Here is a 26,196-nt window from a genome sequence, read left to right on the forward strand (position 1 = left end):
GAGCGAAGCTGCCTGGATGATGCGCAGGAGGAGCCTTGATGGCGCGCCGGCCCACCCTCGAATTCTGGTTCGAATTCGCGTCGACCTACTCCTACCTCGCGGCGATGCGGATCGAGGCGCTGGCGGAGGCGGCGGGGGTCTCCCTGCGCTGGCGGCCCTTCCTGCTCGGGCCGCTCTTCGCCGGCCAGGGCTGGTCCACCTCGCCCTTCAACCTCTACCCGGCCAAGGGCCGCGCCATGTGGCGCGACCTCGCCCGCGAGGCGGCGCGGCTCGGCCTGCCGCCGATCCGGCGGCCCGCCGAGTTCCCGCAGAACAGCCTCGCGGCGGCGCGGGTGGCGACCTACGGGGCCGAGGAGCCCTGGATCGGCGCCTTCACCCGCGCCGTCTTCGAGGCGGAATTCGCCCGAGGCCAGTCGATCGCCGAGCCCGGCAGCATCTCGGCCCTGCTGAACGGCCTCTCCCTCGACGGCCCGGGCATCGTCAAGGCGGCGACCGCCGAGCCGAACAAGAGCCGGCTGCGCGTCATCGGCGAGGAGGCGAAGTCGCGCGGCATCTTCGGCGCGCCCACCTTCCTCACCGAGGACGGCGAGCTGTTCTGGGGCAACGACAGGCTCGAACAGGCCCTGGCCTGGGCGGTGGGGGAGCGCCCGCCGGGCTTCACCTGATCCGGGGCCGGGAGCCGCAGGGAGCCCTCCGGGACGGGCGCGCGGCGCCTTGTTTCGGCCAAGCTGGGGCGGCACCCCTGCCGTCCTGGTCCGAACCGGTTCCCCCGATGCGTCTCTCCCGCCGCTCCTTCCTCGCCGCGCTCGCCGCCTCCGCCGCCCCGGCCCGGGCGCAGGAGGACCCCGCCGGCGAGGGCCAATGGTACCCGCTCACCGGGGATGACGGGCGCCCGGTCGCCAACCGCCGCCTGCCCGGGGAACTCGTCTCCGAGATCGAGGCCCTGCCCGGGATCGTGCTGGCCGGCAGCGCGACGCCCGACATCACCCTCTACGAGTTCTTCGACTTCAACTGCCCCTGGTGCCGGGCGGCCTCCCGCGACCTCGACTCCCTGCTCCGGGCCCGCCCGACCCTGCGGATCGGCCTCGTCCAGAACCCGATCCTGTCGCCGCGCTCGGCGCAGGCCGCCAAGGTCGCGCTCGCCCTGCAGCGGCGGGCCGGCCCGGCCGCGTCCTTCGCCCTCTACCGGGACCTCCTCGGCCGCCCCGGCGCGATCGACGGGCCGGCCTCCCTCGACGCCGCCCGCGCGCTCGGCCACGACCGCGCCGCCCTGGCGGAAGAGGCCGATTCGACCCTGGTCGGGCGGGCGCTCGCGACCCAGATGCGGCTGGCCGCCGACCTTGGCCTTTCGGCTACCCCGTCCTACGTGGTGGGGACGACCGCGCTCCTCGGCCATCCCGGCGGGCGGACCCTCGCCCGCATCCTGGCCAGCGTCGAGACCTGCGACACCGTTGTGTGCAACACGGAAAGTCCCGGCTGAGCGCCCCCGGCCGGCCCTCTCCAACCCGCTGAACCGGTTGCCGGAAGCGCCCCGGCCCGGCCCCAGGCGTCGCCTTGCGCCCCCCGTGAACCCATGCTAGGCCCGCGCCGCGCCGGGGAGGGGGGCTTCCGGTCCGGCGCCTTCCCATCATCGACGGGCCGCGCCGCCGAGCCGGCGAGGGGCGGAAGCGGGACCCGGCGGCCCAGGTAGAGAGAGAGCGCTGGTGGCTCAGAACGGATCGGAATCGGGTTCCACCCTGGGCGGCGTCGCGGGGCGCTACGCCTCGGCCCTGTTCGAACTGGCGCGCGACGAGCGCGCCGTGGACGCAGTCACCGAGGGGCTCGACCGGTTCGACGCGCTGCTGCGCGAGAGCGCCGACCTGCAGCGCCTGGTGCGCAGCCCCGTCTTCAGCACCGAGGAGCAGGTCAAGGCGGTCGAGGCGGTGCTGGCCCGCGCCGGCATCACCGGCCTGGCGGCCAATTTCATCCGCCTCGCGGCCGCCAACCGCCGGCTGTTCGTGCTCCCCGACATGATCCGGGCCTACCGGGTGCTGGTGCGCGAGGCCAAGGGCATCGTCCGGGCCGAGGTGCGGCTCGCCGAACCCCCCTCCGACGCCGTGCTGGAGGAGATCAAGGCCTCCCTGCGCGACGTCGCCCGCGCGGAGGTCGAGCTCGACCTGCGCGTCGACCCGAGCCTGATCGGCGGCATCGTGGTCAAGCTCGGCAGCCGCATGGTCGACGCCTCGCTGCGCACCAGGCTCAACAGCATCCGCCTCGCGATGCGGGACGCGCGCTGAGGGCACCGAGCCCCCGCGCGATCCGCCCCTGACACACACTCGAACGAGAGAAGGTCCGACGATGGACATCCGAGCCGCTGAGATCTCCGCGATCCTGAAGGAGCAGATCAAGAACTTCGGCCAGGAGGCCGAGGTCACCGAGGTCGGCCAGGTCCTGTCGGTCGGCGACGGCATCGCCCGCGTCTACGGCCTCGACAACGTCCAGGCCGGCGAGATGGTCGAGTTCGAGTCGGGCGTGCGCGGCATGGCCCTGAACCTCGAGCAGGACAATGTCGGCGTCGTCATCTTCGGCGTCGACCGCGACATCAAGGAAGGCCAGACCGTCAAGCGCACCGGCGCCATCGTGGACGTCCCGGTCGGCAAGGGCCTGCTCGGCCGCGTCGTCGACGCGCTCGGCAACCCGATCGACGGAAAGGGCCCGATCGTCTCGACCGAGCGCCGCCGCGTCGACGTCAAGGCTCCCGGCATCATCCCGCGCAAGTCGGTGCACGAGCCGATGGCCACCGGCCTGAAGTCGGTCGACGCGCTGATCCCGATCGGCCGCGGCCAGCGCGAGCTGATCATCGGCGACCGCCAGACCGGCAAGACCGCCATCGCGCTCGACACCATCCTCAACCAGAAGCCGGCCCACGAGGGCACCGACGAGAAGGCCAAGCTCTACTGCGTCTACGTCGCGGTGGGCCAGAAGCGCTCGACCGTCGCCCAGTTCGTCAAGGTGCTGGAGGATAACGGCGCGCTCGACTACTCGATCGTGATCGCCGCCACCGCCTCCGACCCGGCGCCGATGCAGTTCCTGGCGCCGTTCTCCGGCTGCGCCATGGGCGAGTTCTTCCGCGACAACGGCATGCACGCCGTGATCATCTACGACGACCTGTCCAAGCAGGCCGTCGCCTACCGCCAGATGTCGCTGCTGCTGCGCCGCCCGCCGGGCCGCGAGGCCTATCCGGGCGACGTGTTCTACCTGCATTCCCGGCTGCTGGAGCGCGCCGCCAAGATGGGCGACGCCGCCGGCGCCGGCTCGCTGACCGCCCTGCCGGTCATCGAGACGCAGGCCAACGACGTCTCGGCCTACATCCCGACCAACGTGATCTCGATCACCGACGGCCAGATCTTCCTGGAGACCGACCTGTTCTACCAGGGCGTGCGCCCGGCGGTGAATGTCGGCCTCTCGGTCTCGCGCGTCGGCTCGGCGGCCCAGACCAAGGCGATGAAGAAGGTCGCCGGCAAGATCAAGGGCGAGCTCGCGCAGTACCGCGAGATGGCGGCCTTCGCGCAGTTCGGCTCCGACCTCGACGCGGCGACCCAGCGCCTGCTGAACCGCGGCTCGCGCCTGACCGAGCTCCTGAAGCAGCCGCAATTCTCGCCGCTCAAGATGGAGGAGCAGGTCGCGGTGATCTACGCCGGCGTGAACGGCTACCTCGACGCGATCCCGGTCAACCGGGTGCGCGCCTTCGAGGACGGGCTGCTCTCGACCCTGCGCGGCCGGCACGCCGACCTCCTGGAGACGATCCGGACCTCCAAGGACCTCGGCGACGACGCGGCGGCCAAGCTGAAGGGCGTGGTCGAGTCCTTCGCCAAGTCCTTCTCGTAACCCGGCACGAGCCCTGAGGGACCCCCGATGCCGAGTCTGAAGGACCTGCGCAACCGCATCGCCTCGGTGAAGGCGACCCAGAAGATCACCAAGGCGATGCAGATGGTGGCGGCGGCCAAGCTCCGCCGCGCGCAGAATGCGGCGGAGAACGCCCGGCCCTACGCGGAGCGGATGGCCGCCGTCCTCGGCAACCTCGCCACGAACCTGACGCCCGGGGCGGAGACGCCCCGGCTCCTGTCGGGCACGGGCGCCGACCGGGTCCACCTGCTGCTCGTCTGCACCGCGGAGCGCGGCCTCTGCGGCGCCTTCAACTCCTCGATCGCGCGCCTCGCGCGCGATCACGCCCGCCGCCTCACCGCGGAGGGCCGGACGGTCAAGATCATCTGCGTCGGCAAGAAGGGCTACGACATCCTGCGCCGCGAGTTCCGCGACCAGATCGTCGAGCTGATCGAGCTGCGCGGCGTGCGCCAGCTCGGCTTCGACAATGCCGAGACGATCGCCCAGAACCTGCTCGGCCGTTTCGAGGCGGGCGAGTTCGACATCGCGACCCTGTTCTACTCGCGCTTCCGGTCGGTGATCGTGCAGATCCCGACCGCGCAGCAGATCATCCCGGCCGAGATCCCGCCGGCCGGCGAGGCTGCGCAGACCGACGCCGCCTACGAGTACGAGCCGGACGAGGGCGAGATCCTGGCGGCGCTGCTGCCGAAGAACCTCACCGTCCAGATCCTCCGGGCGCTCCTGGAGAACGCCGCCTCCGAGCAGGGCGCGCGCATGAGCGCCATGGACAACGCGACCCGCAACGCCGGCGAGATGATCAAGAAGCAGACGCTGGTCTACAACCGGACCCGTCAGGCCCAGATCACCAAGGAGCTGATCGAGATCATCTCCGGCGCCGAGGCGCTCTGACCGCTCATTCCAGGGAATTCATCAGATGGCGAACACTGCGACTCCCGGCGTCGGCTCGAACAAGGTCGGCCACATCACCCAGGTCATCGGCGCGGTCGTCGACGTGCAGTTCGAGGGCCACCTGCCCGAGATCCTGAACGCGCTCGAGACCAAGAACCAGGGCCACCGCCTCGTCCTCGAAGTGGCGATGCAGCTCGGCGAGAGCACCGTGCGCTGCATCGCCATGGACACGTCCGAGGGTCTGGTGCGCGGCCAGGAGGTCATCGACACCGGCGCCCCGATCAAGGTCCCGGTCGGCGCCAACACGCTCGGCCGCATCATGAACGTGATCGGCGAGCCGATCGACGAGGCCGGCGCGATCGAGGCCCAGAGCTTCCGCGCCATCCACCAGCCGGCCCCGAGCTACGCCGAGCAGTCGACCGAGGCGCAGATCCTGGTCACCGGCATCAAGGTCGTCGACCTGCTCGCGCCCTACGCCAAGGGCGGCAAGATCGGCCTGTTCGGCGGCGCCGGCGTCGGCAAGACCGTGCTGATCATGGAGCTCATCAACAACATCGCGAAGGCCCATTCGGGCTACTCGGTCTTCGCGGGCGTGGGCGAGCGGACCCGCGAGGGCAACGACCTCTACCACGAGATGATCGAGTCCAAGGTCAACATGGACCCGAAGGAGCACGGCTCCGCCGAGGGCTCCAAGTGCGCCCTGGTCTACGGCCAGATGAACGAGCCCCCGGGCGCCCGCGCCCGCGTCGCGCTGACCGGCCTCACCGTCGCGGAGCATTTCCGCGACGAGGGCCAGGACGTGCTGTTCTTCGTCGACAACATCTTCCGCTTCACGCAGGCGGGTTCCGAGGTGTCGGCGCTGCTCGGCCGCATCCCCTCGGCGGTGGGCTATCAGCCGACGCTCGCCACCGACATGGGCGCCCTGCAGGAGCGCATCACCACCACGACGAAGGGCTCGATCACCTCGGTCCAGGCGATCTACGTGCCGGCCGACGACCTGACCGACCCGGCCCCGGCCACCTCCTTCGCCCACCTCGACGCCACGACCGTGCTGTCGCGCTCGATCGCCGAGAAGGGCATCTACCCGGCGGTGGACCCGCTCGACTCGACCTCGCGCATGCTCTCGCCGACCATCCTGGGCGAGGAGCACTACGCCACCGCCCGCCGGGTGCAGCAGGTGCTGCAGCGCTACAAGGCGCTCCAGGACATCATCGCGATCCTGGGCATGGACGAGCTGTCCGAGGAGGACAAGCTGACGGTGGCCCGCGCCCGCAAGATCGAGCGCTTCCTCAGCCAGCCCTTCCACGTGGCCGAGGTCTTCACCGGCTCGCCCGGCAAGCTCGTGGCCCTCGAGGACACGATCAAGGGCTTCAAGGGCCTGGTCGAGGGTGAGTACGACCACCTGCCGGAGGCGGCCTTCTACATGGTGGGCACGATCGAGGAGGCGGTCGAGAAGGCCCAGCGCCTCGCCGCGGCCTGATCGCCACGGTTCGCCTGACCGAACGGGGATCGGGCTCGCGCCCGGTCCCCGTTCCGCGACCGAAACCCGGGCCCGCCCCAACCGGAACTGACCTCATCCCATGGCCACTTTCCAGTTCGATCTCGTCGGCCCCGAGCGGGTCATCTATTCGGGCGCGGTCGACGCCGTGCAGCTGCCCGGCTCCGAGGGCGAGATGACCGTCCTGCCGGGCCACGCCCCGGTCCTGACCACCCTCAAGACCGGCGTGCTGGTCATCACCGAGGGCCCTCAGCACGGCAAGCGCGTGCTGGTGCGCGGGGGCTTCGCGGAGATCAACGCGACGGGCCTGATCGTGATCGCCGAGCGCGCGACGCCGGTGGAGGAGCTCACGCCCGCGAGCATCGACGCGGAGATCGCCAACGTCGAGACCCTGCGCGACGCCACGGACGACCTCGACAAGCGCCGCGAATTCGACATGCAGATCGCGCAGCTGCGGGAGTCGAAGGAGACGCTGAAGTTCTGATCCGGGATCCGCTTGATCGAAGCGGATCCCGGATCGCGCATCACCCCTCTCCCGCCCGGGCGAGGGGTTTTTCGTGCGCGGCCTCGGCCGCGAGCCGCGCCGCCACGGTCGCAGCCAGGGCCGCCGCCTGGCCGCGGATGTCGGGCACGGCGGTGCATTCCCAGAGCGTGCCGCGCAGGAGCGGTCCCAGGGTCCAGAGCGGTCGCCCGGCCGTGCCGTCGGCCCCGATGAGCGCGAGATCCTCCGCGGCGGCGAGGCCGAGGCCGTGCGCGTCGGGCCGGACGAGGCCGCGCTGCATCAGGCGGCGCAGGAGCGGGTCGTCGCTGCGCGCCACGCTGGCGACGCCCGACGCGTCGAGGATCCGCTGCACAGCCAGGTCGCGCGGCGTCGGCGCGCCCCGCTCCCGAATCCGCACCAGCGCGAAGCCGGCCTGATCCGCCACCGCCTCGACCCGGCCCCGCAGGATCGACAGCCCGCCGGCTTCGCGCTCCCGCGCGATGATCTCGGCCGCGGGCGGCGCCATCCGGTGGCGATGCACGTCCCAGACGCTGCGCAGGTGGCGCAGGAAGCGCCGCTGCTCCGCCTCCGGCAGGCCGCGCCAGAGCGCGACGCTGCCGGCGCGCAGCCCGTCGATCACGCCGCGCCAGTCGCTGCCCGCGGCCGCCCGCGCCGCCTCGGCGCGCAGGCGGCGGAGCAGGAGCCGCGCGGAGAGCCGCTCCGCCTCGCTCAGGGCGGGGGCCGGCCAGGGCGCGGCCGGCGCGTGGACCTGCGGCAGGTAGCCGTGGCGGGAGAGGGCGAGGACCGGCCCGGGGAAGCCGCGCCGCCGGAGCGCCGCCACCGCGTCCACCATGGTGAGCCCGGTGCCGACGACGAGCACCGGCATGTCCGCCCGCAGCCCGTCGAGGGGAGCCTCGTCCCAGGGATCGAGGCGGTAGCGCGTGGTCCAGTCGCGGCCGCCGCGGAGATTGCCGCAGGCGAGGATGACCCCGCTCACGGCCCTCACCCGCCCGGCCGCCAGGGTCAGGCGGAAACCCTCGGGGGCGGGGGCAAGGTCGACCACCGCGTCGTTCTCCAGGAGCAGGCGCGGCGACGCCTCCCCGGTCAGCGCCCCGATGAGGAGCTCGGTCAGGTAGCGCCCGTAGAGGCCGCGCGCGGCGAACACCCCCGCCGGCGTCGCGCGGATGCAGGCGAGGTCGTCGAGGCCGCAGCGTTCGAGCCAGCGCGAGAAATCCTCCGGCGCGTCCGGGAAGGCGCTCATGTTGGCGGCGCGGACGTTGAGGAGGTGGTCCGGACAGCCCGTCGCGTAGGCGAGGCCGCGGGCGAAGACCGCCGACTTCTCGCAGAGCAGCACCTGCCGCCCCGGCGGCAGCAGCCGGCTCAGGTGCAGGGCCGCCATGGTGCCGCTGAAGCCGGCACCGATCACCGCCACGGGAAGCTGGGGCATCGCTCGGTCCTCCGCCGAAACGCTCTCGCGACACCTGGGAGCGGCCCGCCGCCGGGCAGCCCGCGCCGGCCAGCCCCCGCCGGCCAGCCCCCGCCGGCCAGCCCCCGCCGGCCAAGCATCGTCCGCCGAGGGGATCACCGGTCCGGCGGCAGGATTGAGGCGGGAACGCGAGCCTCAGCCAGATCCCCGCGAGCCGTTGCGCTCAGGCGCCGGTCTCCGTCTCCTGGCAGCGGATCAGCCGCGTCGGGCTCACCTCCGCCTCCGGCACCGCCAGCCGGAACGCGCCGGTCTCGGGGTCGCGCACCCGCAGCTGGCCGGTCGCGATGCCGAAATGCGCCCCGTGCAGCTGGAGCCGTCCCCGCTCGACCAGGATCTTCACGCAAGGGAAGGTCATCAGGTTCTTGAGGCTGTTCGCCACCGTGGCGTATTCGAGCCGCTCCAGGTAATCCCCCCCGTCGCCGGGACCGAGCCGCTCGGCGGCCGGGGCGATCAGCGACACCCAGCGGCCGATGAAGTCGCCCGGCGAGAGCGGCGCCGCGTCGTCCGCGAAGGCCCGCACGCCGCCGCAGCGGGCGTGCCCCAGCACCACGATGTGCTTCACCTTGAGGGCCTGGACGGCGTATTCGAGCGCCGCCGAGGTGCCGTGATACTCGCCGCCCGTCTCGAAGGGCGGCACGAGGTTGGCGACGTTGCGCACCACGAACAGCTCGCCCGGGCGCGCGTCGAAGACCACCTCGGGCGAGACCCGGCTGTCGCAGCAGCTGATCACCATGATCTCGGGGCTCTGGCCCTCCGCGAGGGATTCGTAGCGCCCCCGCTCCCGCGCGAAGCGGTCGTCCAGGAAGGCGCGGTAGCCTTGGGTGAGGATTTCGGGAAGCATGGGCGGGCTCGTCGTCGAAGAGGGGGGATGCAAGTGGCACGCCTGCCCGGGGCGCCGCCCCGGGACCCGGCGGAGGGATCTCTCCCTGTCCAAACCCAACTAGGCGGCCCCCGGCCCCCAGGCGAGGTGGACTTCCGTCACCGCCTCGCCCGCCAGGATCCGGCGGGCCAGGGCCGCGAGGCCGGCGGGCTCCACGCGCTCGCGCGTCGTCTCCAGCGCGTCGAGGGACCACCAGCGGGTGCCGAGCACCGGGTTGTCCTCCGTCTCGGCGAGGCGCGCGGTGTCGATCGCGTCGCTCGGCAGCCGCACCACGAAGTAGCGCTCATGGGCGATGCGCGGCTTGGTGAACAGGGTGAAGGGCCCGTCGCAGCGCGCGACGAGGGGGCCGAGCGGGGCGTTCTCGACCCCGATCTCCTCGTGCAGCTCCCGCCGGCAGGCCTCCTCGGGCGTCTCGCCGGGCTCGATGCCGCCGCCCGGCATGAACCAGAAGCGGCGCTCCCCGGGCCGGGCGGGATCGACGTCCCGCACCGCCTGGTAGGCGATGAGCAGCAGGCGGTCCTGCGGGTCGAAGACCAGGGCGCGGGCGATGTCGCGGGTCGGCAGGGTCATGGCGAGGGCTCGTCGGGCAGGAGGGTCCAGATCGCGGCGGGCAGGCCGTGCGCGTCGCGCTCCGGCGGATCGGGATAGGACAGGGCGCGCCCGCGCGCGATCCCCCGCGCCACCACGAGCGCCGCCAGCGCGTCGAGGAGGTCGTCGGCCCTGGCGCCCCGCGGCGGCGGGCCGGCGATCGCCGCCTCCGGCAGCCCGGCGCGGGCGAGGAGGGCCCGCCGGAGGGCCGCGCCGCCCTTCGTGCGCTTCGCCTCCGGCAGGGGCGCGCCATTGAGCACCGCGAAGGCGAGTTCGGGATGCACCTCGCGGACGCGCTCGCGCAGCTCCGCCCGCGCCCGCAGCAGCGCGTCGACGGCGCGGATGCGCGGGAACAGGGCGTTGGCGGGCGGGGAGGGCGCGAAGGGCTGGCGATCCCCCTGCCGGGACAGGGCGATCGCCGCCGCGTAGTCCGGCGCCTGGACCACCGCGCGGGACGAGGTCGGGAAGACCGAGGCCCGGCGGGGCCCGAGCAGCGGCCGGACCAGCTGCTCGGCGAGGCGGCCGCCGGCGCCGACGCGCTCCGGCAGGCCGATCGGGATGTCGATGGCGACGATGGCGGGCGCCTCGGGCCCGTCGCAGAGCGACGCGAGATCCGGCAGCACGCGCAGGCGCACGGGGGCGCCGGCCGCCAGGGGCTGGAAGGCGGCGATCCAGCCGCCCGGGCAGCCGTCGACGCCCGCCACCCAGGCCGTCATCGCCGCGGGCGCGTCACCTCAGGAGGCGTACTTGACCGAGCAGCCGTAGGGCCGCGCGGTCTTCACCGTGACCGGCTTGCCGGCCGCGATCTCGGTGAGCGCCGCGTCGACGAGGTTGTGCGCGGTCCCGAGATCGGCGGGGTTCACGGAGGGCTTGTCGTCGATGCCGCCCATGTAGGCCAGCTTGCCGTCGCCCCGGATGACGAACATGTGGGGCGTCGTCTGCGCCCCGTAGGCGCGCCCCATCCGCCCCTGCGGATCGAGCAGCACGGCAGTCGGGACGGCGCCGCGCTCCGCGTTCAGGCGCTTGGCGCCGGCACCGTCCAGCGCGCCCTGCTCGCCGGGGGCCGAGGAGATCACCGCGAGCCAGACCACGCCCTGGCCGGTCCACTTCCTCTGCAGGGCCTGCATCGCTTTCGCCCCGTAGTGCTTCTGCACGAAGGGGCATTCGTGGTTCGTCCATTCGAGGACGACCGTCCTGCCCTTGAAGTCGTCGAGGGAGACGGTGCGCCCGTCGGCATCGCTCGCCTGGAAGGCGGGGGCGGGCCTGTCCACCACCGGGGCGGCGGCGGCCGGGCCTGCCAGGGTCAGCAGGGCCGCCAAGGCGGCCGCCGCGAGAGCGGGCACCGCGGAAGCGGCCGGCGCGCAGGCGGCCAAGCGGGTCGTCGGCTGCATCGGTCGGGTCACTCCTTGGCGGGGGAGGCGGCGCCGAGGGCGGCGGCGCGCCGCGGCGGCGCGACCCCGTCGAGGGCCGCCAGCAAGCTGGATTCGGTCAGGATCTGCGGCAGCACCTGCGCCTCGCCGGGGCCGCGATAGAGCAGGTAGAGCGGCACGCCCGACCGGCCATGGGCCTCCAGCACGCGGGTGATCTCGGGGTTCTGGTTGGTCCAGTCGCCCTTCAGGTAGGCGATGTTCCGGGCCCGGAAGGCCTCCCGCACGGCGGCGGTGGCGAGCGAGGTGCGCTCGTTGACCTGGCAGGTGATGCACCACGCCGCCGTCACGTTGAGGAAGACCGGTCGTCCCTCGGCGAGGAGCCCGTCGAGCCGCGCCTGGGTGAAGGGCTCCGGCCCGCCGGCGACCGTCACCGGGGCGGCCACCGCCCGGTCCCGGTCGAGGGCGGCGGCGATCATGCCGAGGGCGACCACGCCGACGAGGGCCGCCGCCTGCGCCAGCCTCCGCCCGACCGGCCCGGCGGCGCGCGCGCGATCGAGGACGAAGGCGCAGAAGCCGATCAGCACGAAGCCGATGAGCGCGAGGAACAGCCCGGCCGGGCCGACCTGCTGGCTCAGCACCCAGACCAGCCACGCCACCGTCGCGTAGAGCGGGAAGGCGAGGAAGCCCTTGAGGGTCTCCATCCAGGCGCCGGGCCGCGGCAGGCGGCGCAGGCCGGCGGGCCACAGGGTGAGGAGCAGGAAGGGCAGGGCGAGGCCGAGGCCGAGCGCGGCGAAGATCGCGAGGCCGAGGGCGGCGCCCTGGGTCAGCGCGAAGCCGACCGCCGCCGCCATGAACGGCGCCGTGCAGGGCGTGGCGACGATCGTGGCGAGGACGCCGGTGAAGAACGAGCCTTCGAGCCCCGCCCGCCGGGTCAGCCCGTCGCCGAGCCCGACGATGCCGCCGCCGATCGGCAGCGCCCCCGACAGGCTCAGGCCCATCGCGAAGAGCAGGTAGGCGAGGCCCGCCACCACCAGGGGCGATTGCAGCTGGAAGCCCCAGCCGATCTGCGCGCCGCCGGCCCGCAGCGCGATCAGGAGCCCGGCGAGGCCCAGGAAGGCCCCGAGCACGCCCGCCGTGTAGGCGAGCCCGTGCCGGCGCAGCTGCGCGGCGCTCTCGCCCGATTGCCGCACGAGGCCGAGCACCTTGATCGACAGGACCGGGAAGACGCAGGGCATCAGGTTGAGGAGGAGGCCGCCGAGGAACGCGAGCAGGGCCGCCTGCCAGAGGCCGGCCGGCGCCTCCCCGGCGGGCCGCGGCGCCGCCTCGGGCGGGGCGGCGGGGGCGGGCGCGGCGCTTGCGGGCGCCGCGCTGACGGGCGCGGCGGGCGCCTCCCCGAGGGCGAAGGCGTGGCGGACCGGGCCGTCCGGCGCGTCCTCGGTCAGGGTCAGCACGCCGTCGAGGCGCCCGAGAGGCCCGGCGGGCGCGAGGTTGCTGCGCGTCAGCGCGACGTGGAGCCCGGCCGCGTCGACCGCGACCTTCTGGGGCGCGGCGTGCGTGATCGCGGCCTCCGCGTACGGGAAGAAGGCGAGGTCGCGGATCGAGCCCGGCTTCAGGCCGGGCGCGTCGAGGTGGAGGGTGAGGGCGTCGCCGTCCTCGGTCAGGCGGGAGGGCCAGGGCGAGGGTTTCGGCAGGGCGGCGCGGGCGGCCGCGAACCGGTCGCGCTGGCGCGGGTCGGGCCGCGGGCTGATGCCGGGCGGGGCCACCGGCAGTGTCGCGGCGACGAGCGCCTCGCCCGGGATGCATTCCCGCTCGCAGACGAGGTAGGAGACCTTCGCCCGCACCGTCACGCCGGCGCCGTCGAGGCGCGCGGGCGGGGTCAGGGTCGTGGTCAGGACGGTCTCGCCCTCGTAGCCGAAATTGACGAGGTCGCCGACCGGGATGCGGGACGGCGCCGGCCACGCGATCGGCCCGGCCTCGAAGCCCTCCGGCAGGGTCCAGGCGATCTCGGGGGCGAGGCCGGAATCCCCGGGATTGCGCCAGTAGACGTGCCAGTGCGGCTTCATGGTGAGCCGCACGCCCACCGTGAAGGGCTCTCCGGGCGCCACGGCGCTCGGCTCGGCCACGAGTTCGGCCCGCACGAGGTCGGCGTATCGCGGGTTCGCCCGCGGCGCCTGGGCGGCGGCGGGGAGGGTGAGGGCCGCGAGGGCGAGGAGCAGCGACGGGAGACGGTGCATCGGAACCTTCCGCGGTTCAGATAGCCGGACTCCGTGGCCGCGGCGAGGCGGCGGGGGGACGCGTTTGCGTGAGCGCGGGCTCCGCTCACGCCGGGACGAGGCCCGCGCCGGGAGGGCAAGCCCCCCGCGGCGCGCGGGCCGCCGCCTACTTGTGCGGGTTGCCCGAGGCGCTGCCCGGGCCGGTGCCCGGGGCACCGCTGCCGGTCGGGTGCTGGCTCACCGAGGTGCTGTTCGGCCCCATATTGCCGCCGCTCGCGCCCTGGGTGCCGGTCGAGCCCATGCTGCCCGGATTGTTGCCGCCGATGCCGCTGCCCGGCGGCTGGCTCGACATGCCCGAACCCGTGTGGCTCGGCGCCGCCGGGGCGGCGCCCGAGCCGTTGTTGATGCCCTGCGCCAGGACCGGCGCGGCGAGGAGGGGGAGGGCGGCGAGGGCAACGAGGATCGGCTTCGTCATCTGCGGGACTCCGTGAGGTCGTGACGGGCAACCGCAGGCGGGCGGCCCCGTTCCGGCCGCGGACCCGGCACCCATCCGCCGCACCCCGCGTTGTCGGGGCATTCCCCCGAACGCTCGGCAGGATCCATGACCCATTCGGCACTGGTGGTCGGCGCCAGCGGCATCGTCGGCAGCAACCTCGCGCGGCACCTCCTCGGCGAGGGCTGGTCGGTGGCGGGCCTCGCCCGCCATCCGCCGGGCGAGATCGCGGGGCTGCGCCCCGTCGCCGCCGACCTCCTCGACCCGCGCGGCCTCGCGGCGGCGGTGGCGGATCTGCGCCCGAGCCACGTCTTCTTCGCCACCTGGTTGCGGCAGGCGACCGAGGCCGAGAATATCCGGGTCAACGCCGCGATGATCCGCCACCTCCTCGACGCGCTGCGCCCCGCGGGGGGCCTGCGGCACGTCGCCCTCGTCACCGGCCTCAAGCACTATCTCGGCCCGTTCGAGTCCTACGGGACGGGCCGGCTGCCGCCGACGCCCTTCCGGGAGGAGCAGCCGCGGCTTCCCGTCGAGAATTTCTATTACGCGCAGGAGGACGAGGTCTTCGCCGCCGCCGCGCGGGACGGGTTCGGCTGGAGCGTGCACCGGCCGCACACGATCATCGGCTTCGCCCTCGGCAACGCCATGAACATGGGCGTGACGCTCGCGGTCACCGCCACGCTCTGCCGCGAGACCGGCCGCCCCTTCGTCTTCCCGGGCTCGGCCGCGCAGTGGAACGGGCTCACCGACGTGACCGACGCCCGGCTGCTCGCCCGTCACCTCGCCTGGGCCGCCACGAACCCGGCCGCCCGCGACCAAGCCTTCAACGTCGTGAACGGCGACGTCTTCCGCTGGAGCTGGATGTGGGAGCGCATCGCCGGCTGGTTCGGGATCGCGCCGGCGCCCTTCCCCGGCGAGGTCACGCCCCTCGCCCGCCAGCTCGCCGATGCGGGCCCGCTCTGGGCCGAGATCGCCCGCCGGCACGACCTCGTCGAGCCGGATCTCGGGCGGCTGGCCTCGGCCTGGCACACGGATGCCGATCTCGGCCGGCCGATCGAGGTCGTGACCGACATGGCGAAGAGCCGCCGCCTCGGCTTCCTCGACTACCAGCCGAGCGACGACTCCTTCTTCGACCTCTTCGCGGCCCTGCGGCGGGCGCGGGTGATCCCGTGATCCGAGATCCGACGGATTGCGTCGCCATGCGGATGTCGGCGTCGCTCACGCGCCGCGCGGATCAGCGCCGCCCGAACAAGCGCTCGATGTCGTGGAGCTTCAACTCCACGTAGGTCGGGCGGCCGTGGTTGCACTGGCCCGACAGGGGCGTCGCCTCCATCTCGCGCAGGAGCGCGTTCATCTCCTCGGGCCGCAGGCGCCGCCCGGCCCGGATCGAGCCGTGGCAGCTCATCCGCGACAGCACCGCGTCGAGGCGGCGCGCCAGCGGGTCGGCGCCGCCCTCCTGCAGCACGTCGACCACGTCGGTGAGCAGCGCCCGCACGCCGCCCCCGGCCAGAGCCGCCGGCACCTCGCGCACCAGCACCGCCCCGTGCCCGAAACCCTCGAGCACCAGGCCGAGCGCCGCGAGGTCCTCGGCCGCCTCGGCGAGGCGGTCGGCCTCGGCGGGGTCGAGTTCCACCACCTCGGGGATCAGCAGGAGCTGGCGGGCGATGCCGCCCGCTTCACGCTCGCGCTTGAGGCGCTCGTAGACGAGGCGCTCATGGGCCGCGTGCTGGTCGACGATGACGATGCCGTCCCTCGTCTGCGCCACGATGTAGGTCTCGTGCAGCTGCGCCCGGGCGGCCCCGAGGGGATGGGCGGGGGTCTCCGGCGCGGGCGGCCGGGCCTCGGCGGCGGGCGGCAGCGCCTCGGCGGCGAAGCTCGCCTGGGCGGCCTCCGCGAAGCCGGGCGGCGGCCCGGCCTGCGCGCCGAAGGGCTCCCGACCGTCGGGGCTCGGGCCCGGCCCGTCCTGGGCGAAGGCCTCGGCCCGGCCGCCGCGCGGCGGATCCGACCGGCGGGCGTCGGGGGACGCGCTGCGGGCCGCCAGCGGCGCCCGCATCGGCAGCGGCGCCTGCATCGGCAGCGGCGCTTGCATCGGCAGCGGCGCTTGCATCGGCAGCGGCGTCTGGGCCGGCCGCAGGCTCTCCAGGGTCCTGGCCGCGACGCTGGCGGCGCTGCGCCCGCCCTCGCGGCGCAGCGCCTCGTGGATCGCGCTGACGATCAGGCCGCGCACCAGTCCCGGCTCGCGGAAGCGCACCTCGGTCTTGGCCGGGTGCACGTTCACGTCGACTTGCGTCGGGTCGCAGGTGAGGGCGAGCGCCAGCACCGGGTGGCGGTCGGAGGCCATCACGTCCGCGTAGGCGCCGCGCACGGCGCCGAGGAGCAGGCGGTCGCGCACGGGCCGGCCATTGACCACGAAATGCATGTGGGTCGCCGCCGCCCGGTGGAAGGTCGGCAGGCCGACATGGCCGTCGAGGGCGAAGCCCTCCCGCTCCAGGCTGAGCGGCGCGGAATTCTCGGCGAAGTCCGGGCCGAGCACGGCCGCGAGGCGCCGGAGCCAGGAGCCCGGCCCGGTCTCGGCCGGCAGCACGAAGCCGCCTCCGCCGCTCTCGCCCCGCAGGGTGAAGCGGATCTGCGGGTGGGCGACGGCGAGGCGCCGCAGGATCTCCGCCACGGCGCCGGCCTCGGCGCGGTCGGATTTCAGGAATTTCAGCCGCGCCGGCGTGGCGGCGAAGAGGTCCGTGACCTCGACCCGGGTGCCGCGCTCGGCCGCGACCGGCCGCACCGGCCCCCTGATCCCCGCATCGACCACCAGGCCGTGGCCGCTCGCGGCCTCCGCCGTGCGCGAGACCAGGGAGAGCCGCGCCACGGCGCCGATCGAGGGCAGGGCCTCGCCGCGGAAGCCGAGCGTGTCGATGCGGTCGAGGTCGCCGTCCGGCAGCTTCGAGGTGGCGTGGCGCTCGACCGCGAGGGCGAGATCCTCCGCGCTCATGCCGATGCCGTCGTCGACGACCCGGATCAGGCGGCGCCCCCCGGCCTGGATCGTGACCTCGATGCTGGTGGCGCCGGCATCGATGGCGTTCTCGACCAGTTCCTTGACGGCGGCAGCGGGCCGCTCGACCACCTCGCCGGCCGCGATGCGGTCGACGAGGACCGGATCGAGGCGGCGGACGACCGGGCGGGCGGGGGGCGCGGCGAGCATGAGCGGAATATAGGCATGCGGGCGGCCGCGCGCGACCGCCGCCCGGCGGTCCGGCGACGGGGGAGCCGCGATCGCCCGCCTCAGCTCGCCTCGTCGGGCTCCGGCCCGCGGGTCAGGTCGAGCGGCCCCTTGCGCAGCGGGCGCTCGGGCGGCTTCAGGGTCAGCGTCCCGCCGCTGCGGGCCGCCTCGTAGATCGCCTCCATCAGGAGGTGGTCCTGCAAACCCTCCTCCCCGGGCGTGTGCGGCGTGCGGTTCTCGCGCACGCAGGTCGCCATGTGGTCGATCTCGCGGGCGAACTGGTTGTGGACCGGCAGCGCGCGCTCCTCGCGGGCCTCCGCGCGGCCCTCGCGATGGTGGAGGATCAGGCGCTGGCCCTCATACGCGAAGGCGTTCTCGAGGGTGATCGCCCCGGTTTCGCCCTGGACCGAGAGGCGGCGGGTCTCGTGGGCGCCGTAGCTCGTCGTGCATTGCGCGATCACGCCCGACGGGAAGCGCAGGGTGAAGGCCACCGTCTCCTCGACCTCGCGGTAGAGGGGATCGTCCGGCGGCGAGTGGATCTGCGCCTGGACCGAGACCGGCTCCTCGCCGGTGAGCGCCCGCACCCCGTTGAGGCAGTAGAGGCCGATATCCGGCAGCGCCCCGCCGCCCGCCAGCGCCCGCCTGAGGCGCCACTGCTCGGGCAGGCTCATGGTCTGGGTGTTGATCGCCTCGATCAGCTTCGGCCGGCCGAGCGCGCCGCCGCGGGTGAGGCGCGTGACCTCGCGGTTGTGGGTCTCGTACTGGCAGCGATAGGCGATCATCAGCTTGACGCCGGCCGTGGCGCAGGCGTCGATCATGGTGCGGGCCTCGGCCGAGGAGGCCGCCATCGGCTTCTCGCACAGGACGTGCTTGCCGGCCGCGGCGGCGGCCAGCACGTGGTCGCGGTGGAGCCCGTTCGGCGTCACCACGTAGACCACCTGCACCTCGGGATTGGCCCGCAGCGCCGCGAACCCGTCATAGCCGTGGACGGCTTCGGGCCGGACGCCGTACTGGGCCGCGACGAGCTTGGCCTTGTCGGGGCTGCCCGAGACCAGCGCCACCAGCCGCGCCTTCCGGGTCTCGCCGAAGGCCGGCAGGATCTCCTCCAGGCTGAGCCGCCCGAGGCCGACCACCGCGAATCCGACCCGCTCGGCGGGCGGCAGCGGCGCGGGCGGCGGTGCGCCCGGCCGGTCGGAGGGCCCGCGCCAGTTCGGGAAGGTGACGCGGCCGTTCTCCACCCGGCCCGTATCGACGGGGACTTCGGCGCCCTGCGCGCCGCCCATCGCGGCGAGCGTCGCGCCCCCGGCCAGCATCAGGGTTCGGCGCGAGAGGAGGGTCAGGTCGTCCGGCATGCGGCTCGCCATGGTGGTTGCGGGATCGGCGGCCAACGTCCCCCCGACGGGCGCGGTTCCGGCCGCGCGGAGCGCCGCTCCGGACGCGCGAAGGACCGCCCGGGGGCGGTCCTTCGGTCCTGAGCATCATGCGCCGGAGCGGTCACCTTTTCGGCGGCGAACCGAAGGACCGCGTCAGCGAAAATGTTGCAAGAACAAGAGCTGAGCGGAGTTGCCGGGCGCAACTCCGCTTCGCGGGCGGGCGGCCTACTCGCCGGCCATCATCTGGGGCGAGTAGTGGCCGCACCAGTCGGAGGCCGAGACGACCGGCCAGAGGCCGTGCCCCTGCGGCTCGGGCTGGCTCACCGGCGGGTTGAAGCGGCACAGGCCCTCGTCGCCCTGGGGCCGGCCCGCATTGAGCTTGCGGGTGTCGTAGTAGCGGCAGCTCTGGCAGGCCATGCCGGTCTCGAAACTCGCCATCTGCATCTCCGTGATTGGAATTCTTCCAGAGAACGGACGCCGCGGCCGGCCGGTTCCGCGGCGCTGCGCGACCGCGCCCGCGGCGCGGGCGCCAAAAGGTCGCCTTGAACAAACAGGGAACAGCGCGCAGTCTCGGCGCATGGACGACCGGCTCGCCAAGAAGCTCACCATCCTCGCCGACGCGGCGAAGTACGATGCCTCCTGCGCCTCCTCGGGGGCGCCGAAGCGCCGCGCGGCGGCCGGGGAACTCGGCTCGACGACGGGGGCGGGGATCTGCCACGCCTACACGCCGGACGGGCGCTGCGTCTCGCTGCTGAAGATCCTGCTTACCAATTACTGCCTGTTCGACTGCGCCTATTGCGTGAACCGGCGCTCCTCGAACGTGCGGCGGGCCGCCTTCACGGTGGAGGAGGTGATCACCCTCACGGTGGAGTTCTACAAGCGCAACATGATCGAGGGGCTGTTCCTGTCCTCGGGGATCGTCCGCTCGCCCGACCACACGATGGAGCAGCTGATCCGGGCGGCGAAGGGCCTGCGCCAGCGGCACGGATTCCGCGGCTACATCCATCTCAAGACGATCCCGGAGGCCAGCCCCTGGCTGATCGAGCAGGCGGGCCTCTACGCCGACCGGCTCTCGATCAACCTCGAACTCCCCACCGAGGCGAGCCTGGAGCGGCTCGCCCCCGAGAAGGACGGCGCCGCGATCGAGGCCGCGATGGGCCAGATGCGCGAGCGCATCGCGCAGGGCAGGGCGGAGAAGCGCCGCTACGCCCCGGCCGGGCAATCGACCCAGGTCATCGTCGGGGCCGATTCCTCGACCGACGCCGCCCTGATCCGCCGCAGCGCCGCCCTCTACGCCAGCCACGACCTGCGGCGCATCTACTACTCGGCCTTCAGCCCGATCCCGGACGCCTCCGCGATCCTGCCGCCGCAGGCGCCGCCCCTCGCCCGCGAGCACCGGCTCTACCAGGCGGATTGGCTCCTGCGGTACTACGCCTTCGCCCCCGAGGAGGTGGCGGACGCCACCGAGGCGGGCATGCTCGCCCTCGACATCGACCCCAAACTCGCCTGGGCGCTCAAGCACCGCGAGCGGTTCCCCGTCGACGTCAACCGGGCCGACCGGGACTTGCTGCTGCGGGTGCCGGGCCTGGGCGTGCGGGCGGTGGACCGAATCGTGGCGGCGCGCCGCCACACCCGGCTTCGCCTCGCGGACGTGGCGCGGCTGACCTCGGGCCTGAAGCGCGCGCGGCCCTTCCTGATCGCCGCCGACCATGCCCCGACCCGGCTGACCGACCGGTCCGACCTGCGGGCGCGCCTCGCCGAGCCGCCGCGCCAGCTCTCCCTGTTCGGGTGAGGCCGTGCGCAGCATCCCGCTGAGGCCCGGCGCCGACCTCGAAGGGTTCCGGGCCGCGGTGCGCCGCCTCGCGGCGGAGGAGTGCTCTCCCGAGGCGGTGACCTTCACGCAGGGCGGGGCCCCCGGCCTGTTCGGGCCCGAACCCGGCCTGTTCGGGGCCGAGCCCGGCCTGTTCGGGGCCGAGGCGGCGCGCGCGTCCGAGGAGGCCGGGCCGGCGCCCCCGCTCGCCCTGCCGCGGGCCGTGGCGGCGCTGGTGCCCGCGATCGTGCCCCACCGGGACGAGGCGCGCTACGCGCTGCTCTACCAGCTGATCTGGCGGGTGCGGCGGGGCGAGCGCCACCTCCCCGAGGTGGCGAGCGATCCCCTGGTCCACCGGCTGACGCGCATGCGCCGAGCGGTCGCGCGCGACCTGCACAAGATGCACGCCTTCCTGCGCTTCCGGCGCGTGCCCGGCGAGGGAGAGCGGGAGCGCTTCGCCGCGTGGTTCGAGCCCGACCACCACATCCTGGAGGCGGCCGCGCCGTTCTTCGTGGCGCGCTTCCCGGGCTTCGACTGGTCGATCCTGACGCCCGAGGGCTCGGCCCACTGGGACGGCGCGCGCCTGCGCTTCGGCCCACCCGAGCGGCGCGAGGCGCTGCCCGCCGGCGACGCCTTCGAGGCCGGCTGGAGCGCCTATTACGCCAGCACCTTCAACCCGGCCCGGACCAACCTCGCGGCGATGCGGGCGGAGATGCCCAAGAAGTACTGGCGCAACCTGCCCGAGGCGGCGGCGATTCCCGACCTCGTGCGCAACGCGCGCCGCCGCGTCGCCGCGATGATCGAGAGGGAGCCCGCCATGCCGCGGAAACGCACGCCCACCCGCGCCCTCGACGCCATGGCGGCGCAGGGACCGGAGGATCTCGAGGCCCTGAACGCCCTGATCCGGCGCTCCGAACCGCTGGTGCCGGGGGCGACGCAGGCGGTGCTGGGCGAGGGACCGGTCGGCGCCGCGATCGCCTTCGTGGGCGAGCAGCCCGGGGACCAGGAGGACCGGCTGGGGCGGCCCTTCGTCGGCCCGGCGGGGCAGCTCCTCACCCGGGCGATGGAGGAGGCCGGCCTCGCGCGCGGTTCCTGCTATCTCACGAATGCGGTCAAGCACTTCAAGTTCGAGGAGCGCGGCAAGCGGCGCATCCACCAGAAGCCGACCGCCGGGGAGGTCGCGCATGGCCGCTGGTGGCTCGACCGGGAGCTCGGCTTCGTGCATCCGCGCCTCGTCGTCGCGCTCGGGGCGACGGCGGTGCTGGCGCTGACCGGCAAGGCGATCCCGATCACCCGGGCCCGCGGCCCGGCCCGGTTCGACGGCAAACCCTATGCGGGCTTCGTCACCGTGCACCCCTCCTACCTGCTGCGCCTGCCCGAGGAGGCGAAGGCCGAGGCCTATGCGGGTTTCGTGGACGATCTGCGCCGGGTGCGAATGCTGGCGCAGGACCTCGCCGGGGCGGCGTAGGGGCGGAGCGCGACGCGCCCGGGGACTTGAGCCAGGGACTTGCGCCAGGGACTTGGGCCAGGGACTTGCGCCGGTGTTCCGGCGCTGCGCGCGAAAGGGGCCGCGCACGCGACCGTCACGGGCCGGGATTGATGAAACGGATGCGGACCGCCCTCGGAACCGGTTGCGGCCGCTCGCGATTCGCAGCTCGCCCTCGCGCCGCCCCGCTCAGGCCGCCTCGCGCGACAGCTTGAGCGTCTCGCGCTGGATCAGGTCGCGGTAGAAGCCGTCGAGATGGATCAGCCGCTCGGGCGAGCCGTCCTGGATCACCTGGCCCCCGTCGAGCACCACGATCCGGTCGAAATCCTTCAGGGTCGACAGGCGGTGCGCGATGGCGATCACCGTGCGGCCCTGCATCAGGTTGTGCAGCGCCTCGCGGATCGCCTCCTCCGACTCGGTGTCGAGGGCGGAGGTCGCCTCGTCGAGGAGGAGGATCGGCGAGTCCTTGAGGATGGCGCGGGCCACCGCGATGCGCTGGCGCTGGCCGCCCGAGAGCTTCACGCCGCGGTCGCCCACGATCGTGTCGAAGCCCTGCGGCAGGTCACTGATGAAATCCGTGCAGCGCGCGGCCTCGGCCGCCGCCCAGACCTCCTCGTCCGTCGCATCCGGCCGGCCGTAGCGGATGTTCTCGCGCAGGGAGCGGTGGAACAGCGAGATGTCCTGCGGCACCACGGTGATCGCCTCGCGCAGGCTCTCCTGCGTGACGCGGCCGATATTCTGGCCGTCGATCAGGATGCGCCCGCTCTGCGGGTCGTAGAAGCGCTGCAGCAGGGTGAAAAGCGTCGATTTGCCGCCCCCCGAGCGCCCGACCAGGCCGACCTTCTGCCCGGGCTCGATCGTGAGGTTGAAGTCGCTGAAGACCTCGCGCCCGTCCGGGTAGCTGAAGCCGACGTGCTCGAAATCCAGCCGCGCGCCCTCGCCGACGAGGGGCTTCGCCTCCGGGTGGTCGCGCAGGTCGTGGGGCTGCAGCAGGGTGGTGAGCGCCTCCGAGAGCCTCGCGGTGTGCTGCGTGACGTCGACCAGGGCGACCGCGAGGTCGCGGGTCGCGGCCAGGATCGTGATGCCGAGGGTGCAGACCAGCACCACCTGACCGGCGGTCGCCGAACCCACCTCCCACATCCGCACCGCCCAGTAGAGAAGGCCGAGCACCGCCACCACGGTGATGACCGCGTGCATGATGCGCAGCTTCTCCAGGTAGAGCAGGCTGCGGCGGCGCGCCCGCATCTCGGTGCCGATCGTGCCGTCGAAGCGCACGAATTCCCGCTTGAAGGCCGAGAAGGCGCGCACCAGCGGCATGTTGCTGACGAGGTCGACCATCTCGCCGTCGACGGCGGCCGCCTTCTCGGCGAATTCGTGGTGGAGCGGCTTGCCGGCGGCGGCGATGCGGAACATCAGCACCACGACGCCGCCGCAGATCACCAGGAGCCCCGCCGCCATCGGCAGCGAGACCGCGCCCACGTACAGGATCGCCCCGAAGGCGGCCGCGCAGGGCGGCATCACGTTCCAGACGAACATGTTCTCGGCGGTGAAGATCGCGTTCGAGGTCGCCGTGATGCGGCTCGCCAGCGTGCCGGGCTGCCGGTCGGCGAAGTAGGAGGGCGAGTGGCCGGTCAGGTGCCGGAACAGGTCGCGGCGGATGTCGCCGGTCACCGCCACGAAGGTGAAGCTCGCGATCAGGCTCGCCACCCGCCAGAGCATGTTGTCGGCGCCGATGAAGGCGATCAGGACGGCGAGCGCCCCCCAGATCTCGCCCGATTGCGGCCCCTTGCCGAGCGCATCGACCACGCCCTTGAGCCCGTACTGCGTGCTCACCGAGCAGGCGACGGCGGCGAGCACCGACACGACGATGGCCGCGTGGGGAACCACGCGGCGGCGAAGGTAGCGGGCCACGAAGGCCCAGGGCCGTTCAGCGTAGGCGCAGAGGTCATCCATCGTGACGATCGATCCCGGTTCTTCGCCCGCGTGCGGCCGGTCGTGAAACGGACGGGAATGGGCCGGGCGCTCCCGGCCATCCGCCAAAGCCGCAACGCGGAAGCGTCGCCTTATGTTGCAGGCAAAAAATATCGGCCGTCCGGTTTTATAGCGCGCGTACATGAACGGGAGTTGAGCGGGCTCGCCGCGATGCGGGAGGCGCTGCCGCAGGGCAGCGAACCGGGCTCTCCTGTGACGCGCGGGCCACGCAGCGGTCGGGCGACGGGGCGCCGGCGAGGCGCCCTCCGGCCGGAGACGCTCAGGCCCCGCGCCCGCGCCGGGTCTCCGGCATCACGAGGAGCAGCAGCAGCAGGGCCAGGACGGCCACGCCGGCGAGCCCCAGGAAGGCCGCATGGGTGCCGAGATGGTCCGCCATCGCACCCGACAGGGTCGTGCTGAGCGCCGCGCCGATCCCCATGCCGGTGCCGACCGCCCCGAGGGCGAGGTTGAAGCGCCCGGTGCCGCGGGTCACGTCCGCGACCACGAGCGGGACCATCACGCCGATCACCGCCGCCGAGACGCCGTCGAGCACCTGGATCAGCACCAGCACCTCGGGTTCCTGCGCGTAGGCGAACAGGATCCCGCGCAGGGGCAGGGCGGCGAAGCCCAGGACGAGGAGCGGGCGCCGCCCGTAGGTCTGGGCCGCCCGGCCGACCGCCGGGGCGATCAGCGCGAGGACGATCTGGGGCGCCATGATGCAGGCGGCGATCAGGATGGTGGCGGTCTGGCTCGCCCGCATGGTCAGCACGCTGCCGACCAGGGGCAGCATCGCCGCGTTGGCGACGTAGAACAGCAGGATGCAGGCGCCGAAGCAGAGCAGGGCTCGGTTGGTGAGGAGGAGCCGCAGGCCCGCCCATCCGCTCGGGGGCGGGGCACCGTCGCGCCCCTGCGGCCGCACCACCTCGATCTCGCCCGCGCGGATCGTGGAGAGCGCCACCAGCGTCGGCACGACCAGGGCCGCGGTCACGTAGAACACGGCGGCGTTCGACAGGTAGTAGCCGCAGGCCCCCATGCCGGCCGCCGCCAGGGCGTTGCCGATCGAGGAGAAGCGGGCGTTGCGGCCGAGGCGCTCGCCGAGCCGGGCATGGCCGGAGAGGCCGAGGCTGATCGCCGCGATGGCGGGCGTGAGCACGCAGCTGGCGAGCGAATGGGCCGCCATGGCGAGGGCCGCGACAAGGAAGGTCGGGTAGAGGCCGAGGCCCGCCGCGCTCGCCCCGATCACCCCCACCGCGAGGGCCGCCACGGCGCGCTTCGAGCGCACCCAATCGACGAAGCCGCCGCCGGGCACCTGCCCGAGCAGGCTGAACAGGCCGCCGATGGTGAGGACGAGGCCGATATCGGCCTGCGTCCACTGGTGGGCCGTGAAGTGCACGGCCACGAAGGGTCCGAAGCCGGTCTGGAGGTTGGCCACGAAGAACGTGAAGGCGTCGAGCCCGCGCGCGCTCGCCGCCGAGGGGGCGTGCTTCTCCCGCCGCGTGGCCGGGAGCGGCGCGGGCGAGGGCGCGCGCGCCGGCTCGCGGCCCGCCTCCGGCCGCGGCTCGTAGCGGGGCACCTCCCGGTGGCCGGCGGCCCGGCGCTGGGATCGTCGCGCCGCCGTCATTTCTCGGGGGGATTGCGTGCGGCGGCCTGGTCGGGGTCGGGCGCCGGCGAGGCCGGCCCCAGCACCACGATCGGATCGCCGGGCTTGTACTCGGGGGAGACGCGCACTTGGTTGCGGGTGAGCTGCAGCACCGCGCGGCCCGGCTTGTTGTCGGCCGCGAAGTGCAGGGCGCGCCAGTCGACCGCGATCTTGCGCGAGCCGACGCCGAGGAAGCCGCCGAAATCGATGATCGCCGCGCGGGGACGCCCGTCCTTGTCGACGATGATGTCGATGATGCGGCCCATGTCCTCGCCGGCGGCGCTGCGCACCGGCTTGCCCAGCACGCCGTCGTAATCCTTGGTATCGAGGACGGTCGCGGGCGTCCCGGCCGGAACCGGAGGCGGGGCCGGCACCGGCGCGGCGGGAGCCTGCGCGGCCGGAGCCGCGGGCGGCGCGGCCGGGGACGGCGCCCCGGGGCCGGCCTCTGGGGCCTTGGCCGGGGCGGGCGCCTCCTGGACCTGGGCGGCCGGAGGCGGAGAAGCCGGGGCAGGGGCCACCTGAGCAGGGGCCATCTGGGCAGGGGCCACCTGGGCAGGGGCAGCGGGCGCCGAGGGGAGCGGGGCCTGCGGCGCTGACCCGGTCTGTGCCGAAGCGGCCACGGCCCAGAGGGCCGCGAGCGCCGGGACGGCCATCCTCAGGATCGTGACCACGCGTGCTCCTCGTCTGGCTGCGGCCGCCGTTCGACCGGCAACCGCCACGGTTCCGTTCGGTTCCGCGGCGGTGCCGACGGATAGTGCGTAGCCGGTGATCGGGGCGAAGTTGTGGGGTCGGGGCAGCCGGGCATTCGGGCGACCGCCGCGGCCGGGCCGTCGAGCAAGCATGGTGATACCGTCTCCGGGGCGGGCATGCGGCCGGCCCAGCCTCATCGTGGCGTCTCGCGCGCGCCGGAGGAATCTCGGA

General features: G+C 73.8%; 23 protein-coding genes. 10 read left to right on the top strand and 13 right to left on the bottom strand.

Going from position 1 to position 26,196, the window contains the following annotated elements:
* Positions 1 to 38 precede the first annotated feature (38 nt).
* The 7 genes from MET2598_RS0128735 (at position 39) to atpC (ending at position 6,755) form a co-directional block, all read left to right on the top strand.
* The gene (locus MET2598_RS0128735) at positions 39 to 665 is read left to right on the top strand and encodes a 2-hydroxychromene-2-carboxylate isomerase (RefSeq protein WP_012336270.1); all 627 of its coding nucleotides are present in this window, start codon (positions 39 to 41) and stop codon (positions 663 to 665) included.
* A 107-nt stretch (positions 666 to 772) separates the two neighbouring features.
* Positions 773 to 1,480: a DsbA family protein gene (locus tag MET2598_RS0128740; protein ID WP_018263202.1), complete on the top strand. Its 708-nt coding sequence runs from the start codon at positions 773 to 775 to the stop codon at positions 1,478 to 1,480.
* Between the two features lie 223 nt (positions 1,481 to 1,703).
* Positions 1,704 to 2,276 carry a F0F1 ATP synthase subunit delta gene (locus MET2598_RS0128745; RefSeq protein ID WP_012336268.1) on the top strand — a complete coding sequence of 191 codons (573 nt, stop codon included), beginning with the start codon at positions 1,704 to 1,706 and terminating at the stop codon, positions 2,274 to 2,276.
* Positions 2,277 to 2,337: 61 nt separating this feature from the next.
* The gene (gene atpA / locus MET2598_RS0128750; protein ID WP_012336267.1) at positions 2,338 to 3,867 is read left to right on the top strand and encodes a F0F1 ATP synthase subunit alpha; all 1,530 of its coding nucleotides are present in this window, start codon (positions 2,338 to 2,340) and stop codon (positions 3,865 to 3,867) included.
* A 27-nt stretch (positions 3,868 to 3,894) separates the two neighbouring features.
* A complete protein-coding gene (locus tag MET2598_RS0128755; RefSeq protein WP_012336266.1) occupies positions 3,895 to 4,773 on the top strand; it encodes a F0F1 ATP synthase subunit gamma in 879 nt (292 codons plus the stop codon).
* A 25-nt stretch (positions 4,774 to 4,798) separates the two neighbouring features.
* Positions 4,799 to 6,253, top strand: coding sequence for a F0F1 ATP synthase subunit beta (gene atpD, locus MET2598_RS0128760; protein WP_018263203.1), 1,455 nt, complete (start codon positions 4,799 to 4,801; stop codon positions 6,251 to 6,253).
* Positions 6,254 to 6,353: 100 nt separating this feature from the next.
* Positions 6,354 to 6,755 (top strand): ATP synthase F1 subunit epsilon, encoded by a 402-nt coding sequence (atpC, locus tag MET2598_RS0128765; RefSeq protein WP_018263204.1) that lies wholly within the window; start codon positions 6,354 to 6,356, stop codon positions 6,753 to 6,755.
* Positions 6,756 to 6,795: 40 nt separating this feature from the next.
* On the opposite strand, the gene MET2598_RS0128770 is transcribed toward atpC, so the two are convergent.
* The 7 genes from MET2598_RS0128770 to MET2598_RS0128800 all read right to left on the bottom strand — a co-directional run bounded on the left by MET2598_RS0128770 (position 6,796) and on the right by MET2598_RS0128800 (position 13,764).
* Complete coding sequence (locus MET2598_RS0128770) at positions 6,796 to 8,199, bottom strand: FAD/NAD(P)-binding protein (RefSeq protein ID WP_018263205.1); 1,404 nt, start codon at positions 8,197 to 8,199, stop codon at positions 6,796 to 6,798.
* A gap of 202 nt (positions 8,200 to 8,401) precedes the next feature.
* A complete protein-coding gene (locus tag MET2598_RS0128775) occupies positions 8,402 to 9,079 on the bottom strand; it encodes a carbonic anhydrase (protein WP_012336262.1) in 678 nt (225 codons plus the stop codon).
* Positions 9,080 to 9,178: 99 nt separating this feature from the next.
* Positions 9,179 to 9,688: an NUDIX hydrolase gene (locus MET2598_RS0128780; protein WP_012336261.1), complete on the bottom strand. Its 510-nt coding sequence runs from the start codon at positions 9,686 to 9,688 to the stop codon at positions 9,179 to 9,181.
* Positions 9,685 to 10,422: a DUF429 domain-containing protein gene (locus MET2598_RS0128785; protein ID WP_012336260.1), complete on the bottom strand. Its 738-nt coding sequence runs from the start codon at positions 10,420 to 10,422 to the stop codon at positions 9,685 to 9,687. Before MET2598_RS0128785 ends, MET2598_RS0128780 begins: the two co-directional genes overlap by 4 nt.
* 18 nt (positions 10,423 to 10,440) lie before the next feature.
* Positions 10,441 to 11,097, bottom strand: a complete 657-nt coding sequence (locus MET2598_RS0128790) for a thioredoxin family protein (protein ID WP_018263206.1) — start codon at positions 11,095 to 11,097, stop codon at positions 10,441 to 10,443.
* Between the two features lie 8 nt (positions 11,098 to 11,105).
* On the bottom strand, positions 11,106 to 13,310 hold the full coding sequence (locus tag MET2598_RS0128795; RefSeq protein WP_018263207.1) for a protein-disulfide reductase DsbD family protein: 2,205 nt from the start codon (positions 13,308 to 13,310) through the stop codon (positions 11,106 to 11,108).
* A gap of 145 nt (positions 13,311 to 13,455) precedes the next feature.
* Positions 13,456 to 13,764: a hypothetical protein gene (locus MET2598_RS0128800; RefSeq protein ID WP_012336257.1), complete on the bottom strand. Its 309-nt coding sequence runs from the start codon at positions 13,762 to 13,764 to the stop codon at positions 13,456 to 13,458.
* Between the two features lie 126 nt (positions 13,765 to 13,890).
* Between MET2598_RS0128800 and MET2598_RS0128805 the strand changes: the two genes are divergently transcribed.
* On the top strand, positions 13,891 to 14,955 hold the full coding sequence (locus MET2598_RS0128805; protein WP_012336256.1) for an SDR family oxidoreductase: 1,065 nt from the start codon (positions 13,891 to 13,893) through the stop codon (positions 14,953 to 14,955).
* 61 nt (positions 14,956 to 15,016) lie between these two features.
* Here the strand turns inward: MET2598_RS0128805 and mutL are convergent, their stop codons facing one another.
* The 3 genes from mutL to MET2598_RS0128820 form a co-directional block, all read right to left on the bottom strand.
* On the bottom strand, positions 15,017 to 16,978 hold the full coding sequence (gene mutL, locus MET2598_RS0128810; RefSeq protein WP_018263208.1) for a DNA mismatch repair endonuclease MutL: 1,962 nt from the start codon (positions 16,976 to 16,978) through the stop codon (positions 15,017 to 15,019).
* A gap of 80 nt (positions 16,979 to 17,058) precedes the next feature.
* The gene (locus MET2598_RS0128815) at positions 17,059 to 18,348 is read right to left on the bottom strand and encodes a Gfo/Idh/MocA family protein (protein ID WP_236728931.1); all 1,290 of its coding nucleotides are present in this window, start codon (positions 18,346 to 18,348) and stop codon (positions 17,059 to 17,061) included.
* 246 nt (positions 18,349 to 18,594) lie between these two features.
* Positions 18,595 to 18,807, bottom strand: coding sequence for a hypothetical protein (locus MET2598_RS0128820; protein WP_018263210.1), 213 nt, complete (start codon positions 18,805 to 18,807; stop codon positions 18,595 to 18,597).
* Between the two features lie 139 nt (positions 18,808 to 18,946).
* On the opposite strand from MET2598_RS0128820, the gene MET2598_RS0128825 reads away from it, so the two are divergent.
* Both MET2598_RS0128825 and MET2598_RS0128830 read left to right on the top strand, forming a co-directional pair.
* Positions 18,947 to 20,161, top strand: coding sequence for a putative DNA modification/repair radical SAM protein (locus MET2598_RS0128825; protein ID WP_012336252.1), 1,215 nt, complete (start codon positions 18,947 to 18,949; stop codon positions 20,159 to 20,161).
* A gap of 4 nt (positions 20,162 to 20,165) precedes the next feature.
* Positions 20,166 to 21,647 (top strand): UdgX family uracil-DNA binding protein, encoded by a 1,482-nt coding sequence (locus MET2598_RS0128830; RefSeq protein ID WP_018263211.1) that lies wholly within the window; start codon positions 20,166 to 20,168, stop codon positions 21,645 to 21,647.
* Positions 21,648 to 21,854: 207 nt separating this feature from the next.
* Here the strand turns inward: MET2598_RS0128830 and MET2598_RS0128835 are convergent, their stop codons facing one another.
* The 3 genes from MET2598_RS0128835 to MET2598_RS0128845 form a co-directional block, all read right to left on the bottom strand.
* On the bottom strand, positions 21,855 to 23,618 hold the full coding sequence (locus tag MET2598_RS0128835) for an ABC transporter ATP-binding protein (RefSeq protein WP_012336250.1): 1,764 nt from the start codon (positions 23,616 to 23,618) through the stop codon (positions 21,855 to 21,857).
* A 298-nt stretch (positions 23,619 to 23,916) separates the two neighbouring features.
* Positions 23,917 to 25,257, bottom strand: a complete 1,341-nt coding sequence (locus tag MET2598_RS0128840) for an MFS transporter (RefSeq protein WP_012336249.1) — start codon at positions 25,255 to 25,257, stop codon at positions 23,917 to 23,919.
* On the bottom strand, positions 25,254 to 25,808 hold the full coding sequence (locus MET2598_RS0128845) for a PRC-barrel domain-containing protein (protein WP_085984474.1): 555 nt from the start codon (positions 25,806 to 25,808) through the stop codon (positions 25,254 to 25,256). Before MET2598_RS0128845 ends, MET2598_RS0128840 begins: the two co-directional genes overlap by 4 nt.
* Positions 25,809 to 26,196 lie beyond the last annotated feature (388 nt).

The organism is Methylobacterium sp. WSM2598 (genome assembly GCF_000379105.1).
GTDB lineage: Bacteria > Pseudomonadota > Alphaproteobacteria > Rhizobiales > Beijerinckiaceae > Methylobacterium.

Coding starts and splice junctions, on each gene's coding strand:
- MET2598_RS0128735 (WP_012336270.1), top strand. CDS start 39: ATGGCGCGCCGGCCCACCCTCGAATTCTGGTTCGAATTCGCGTCGACC.
- MET2598_RS0128740 (WP_018263202.1), top strand. CDS start 773: ATGCGTCTCTCCCGCCGCTCCTTCCTCGCCGCGCTCGCCGCCTCCGCC.
- atpA (WP_012336267.1), top strand. CDS start 2,338: ATGGACATCCGAGCCGCTGAGATCTCCGCGATCCTGAAGGAGCAGATC.
- MET2598_RS0128755 (WP_012336266.1), top strand. CDS start 3,895: ATGCCGAGTCTGAAGGACCTGCGCAACCGCATCGCCTCGGTGAAGGCG.
- atpD (WP_018263203.1), top strand. CDS start 4,799: ATGGCGAACACTGCGACTCCCGGCGTCGGCTCGAACAAGGTCGGCCAC.
- atpC (WP_018263204.1), top strand. CDS start 6,354: ATGGCCACTTTCCAGTTCGATCTCGTCGGCCCCGAGCGGGTCATCTAT.
- MET2598_RS0128770 (WP_018263205.1), bottom strand. CDS start 8,199: ATGCCCCAGCTTCCCGTGGCGGTGATCGGTGCCGGCTTCAGCGGCACC.
- MET2598_RS0128775 (WP_012336262.1), bottom strand. CDS start 9,079: ATGCTTCCCGAAATCCTCACCCAAGGCTACCGCGCCTTCCTGGACGAC.
- MET2598_RS0128780 (WP_012336261.1), bottom strand. CDS start 9,688: ATGACCCTGCCGACCCGCGACATCGCCCGCGCCCTGGTCTTCGACCCG.
- MET2598_RS0128785 (WP_012336260.1), bottom strand. CDS start 10,422: ATGACGGCCTGGGTGGCGGGCGTCGACGGCTGCCCGGGCGGCTGGATC.
- MET2598_RS0128790 (WP_018263206.1), bottom strand. CDS start 11,097: ATGCAGCCGACGACCCGCTTGGCCGCCTGCGCGCCGGCCGCTTCCGCG.
- MET2598_RS0128795 (WP_018263207.1), bottom strand. CDS start 13,310: ATGCACCGTCTCCCGTCGCTGCTCCTCGCCCTCGCGGCCCTCACCCTC.
- MET2598_RS0128800 (WP_012336257.1), bottom strand. CDS start 13,764: ATGACGAAGCCGATCCTCGTTGCCCTCGCCGCCCTCCCCCTCCTCGCC.
- MET2598_RS0128805 (WP_012336256.1), top strand. CDS start 13,891: ATGACCCATTCGGCACTGGTGGTCGGCGCCAGCGGCATCGTCGGCAGC.
- mutL (WP_018263208.1), bottom strand. CDS start 16,978: ATGCTCGCCGCGCCCCCCGCCCGCCCGGTCGTCCGCCGCCTCGATCCG.
- MET2598_RS0128815 (WP_236728931.1), bottom strand. CDS start 18,348: ATGCCGGACGACCTGACCCTCCTCTCGCGCCGAACCCTGATGCTGGCC.
- MET2598_RS0128820 (WP_018263210.1), bottom strand. CDS start 18,807: ATGGCGAGTTTCGAGACCGGCATGGCCTGCCAGAGCTGCCGCTACTAC.
- MET2598_RS0128825 (WP_012336252.1), top strand. CDS start 18,947: ATGGACGACCGGCTCGCCAAGAAGCTCACCATCCTCGCCGACGCGGCG.
- MET2598_RS0128835 (WP_012336250.1), bottom strand. CDS start 23,618: ATGGATGACCTCTGCGCCTACGCTGAACGGCCCTGGGCCTTCGTGGCC.
- MET2598_RS0128840 (WP_012336249.1), bottom strand. CDS start 25,257: ATGACGGCGGCGCGACGATCCCAGCGCCGGGCCGCCGGCCACCGGGAG.
- MET2598_RS0128845 (WP_085984474.1), bottom strand. CDS start 25,808: ATGGCCCCTGCTCAGGTGGCCCCTGCCCCGGCTTCTCCGCCTCCGGCC.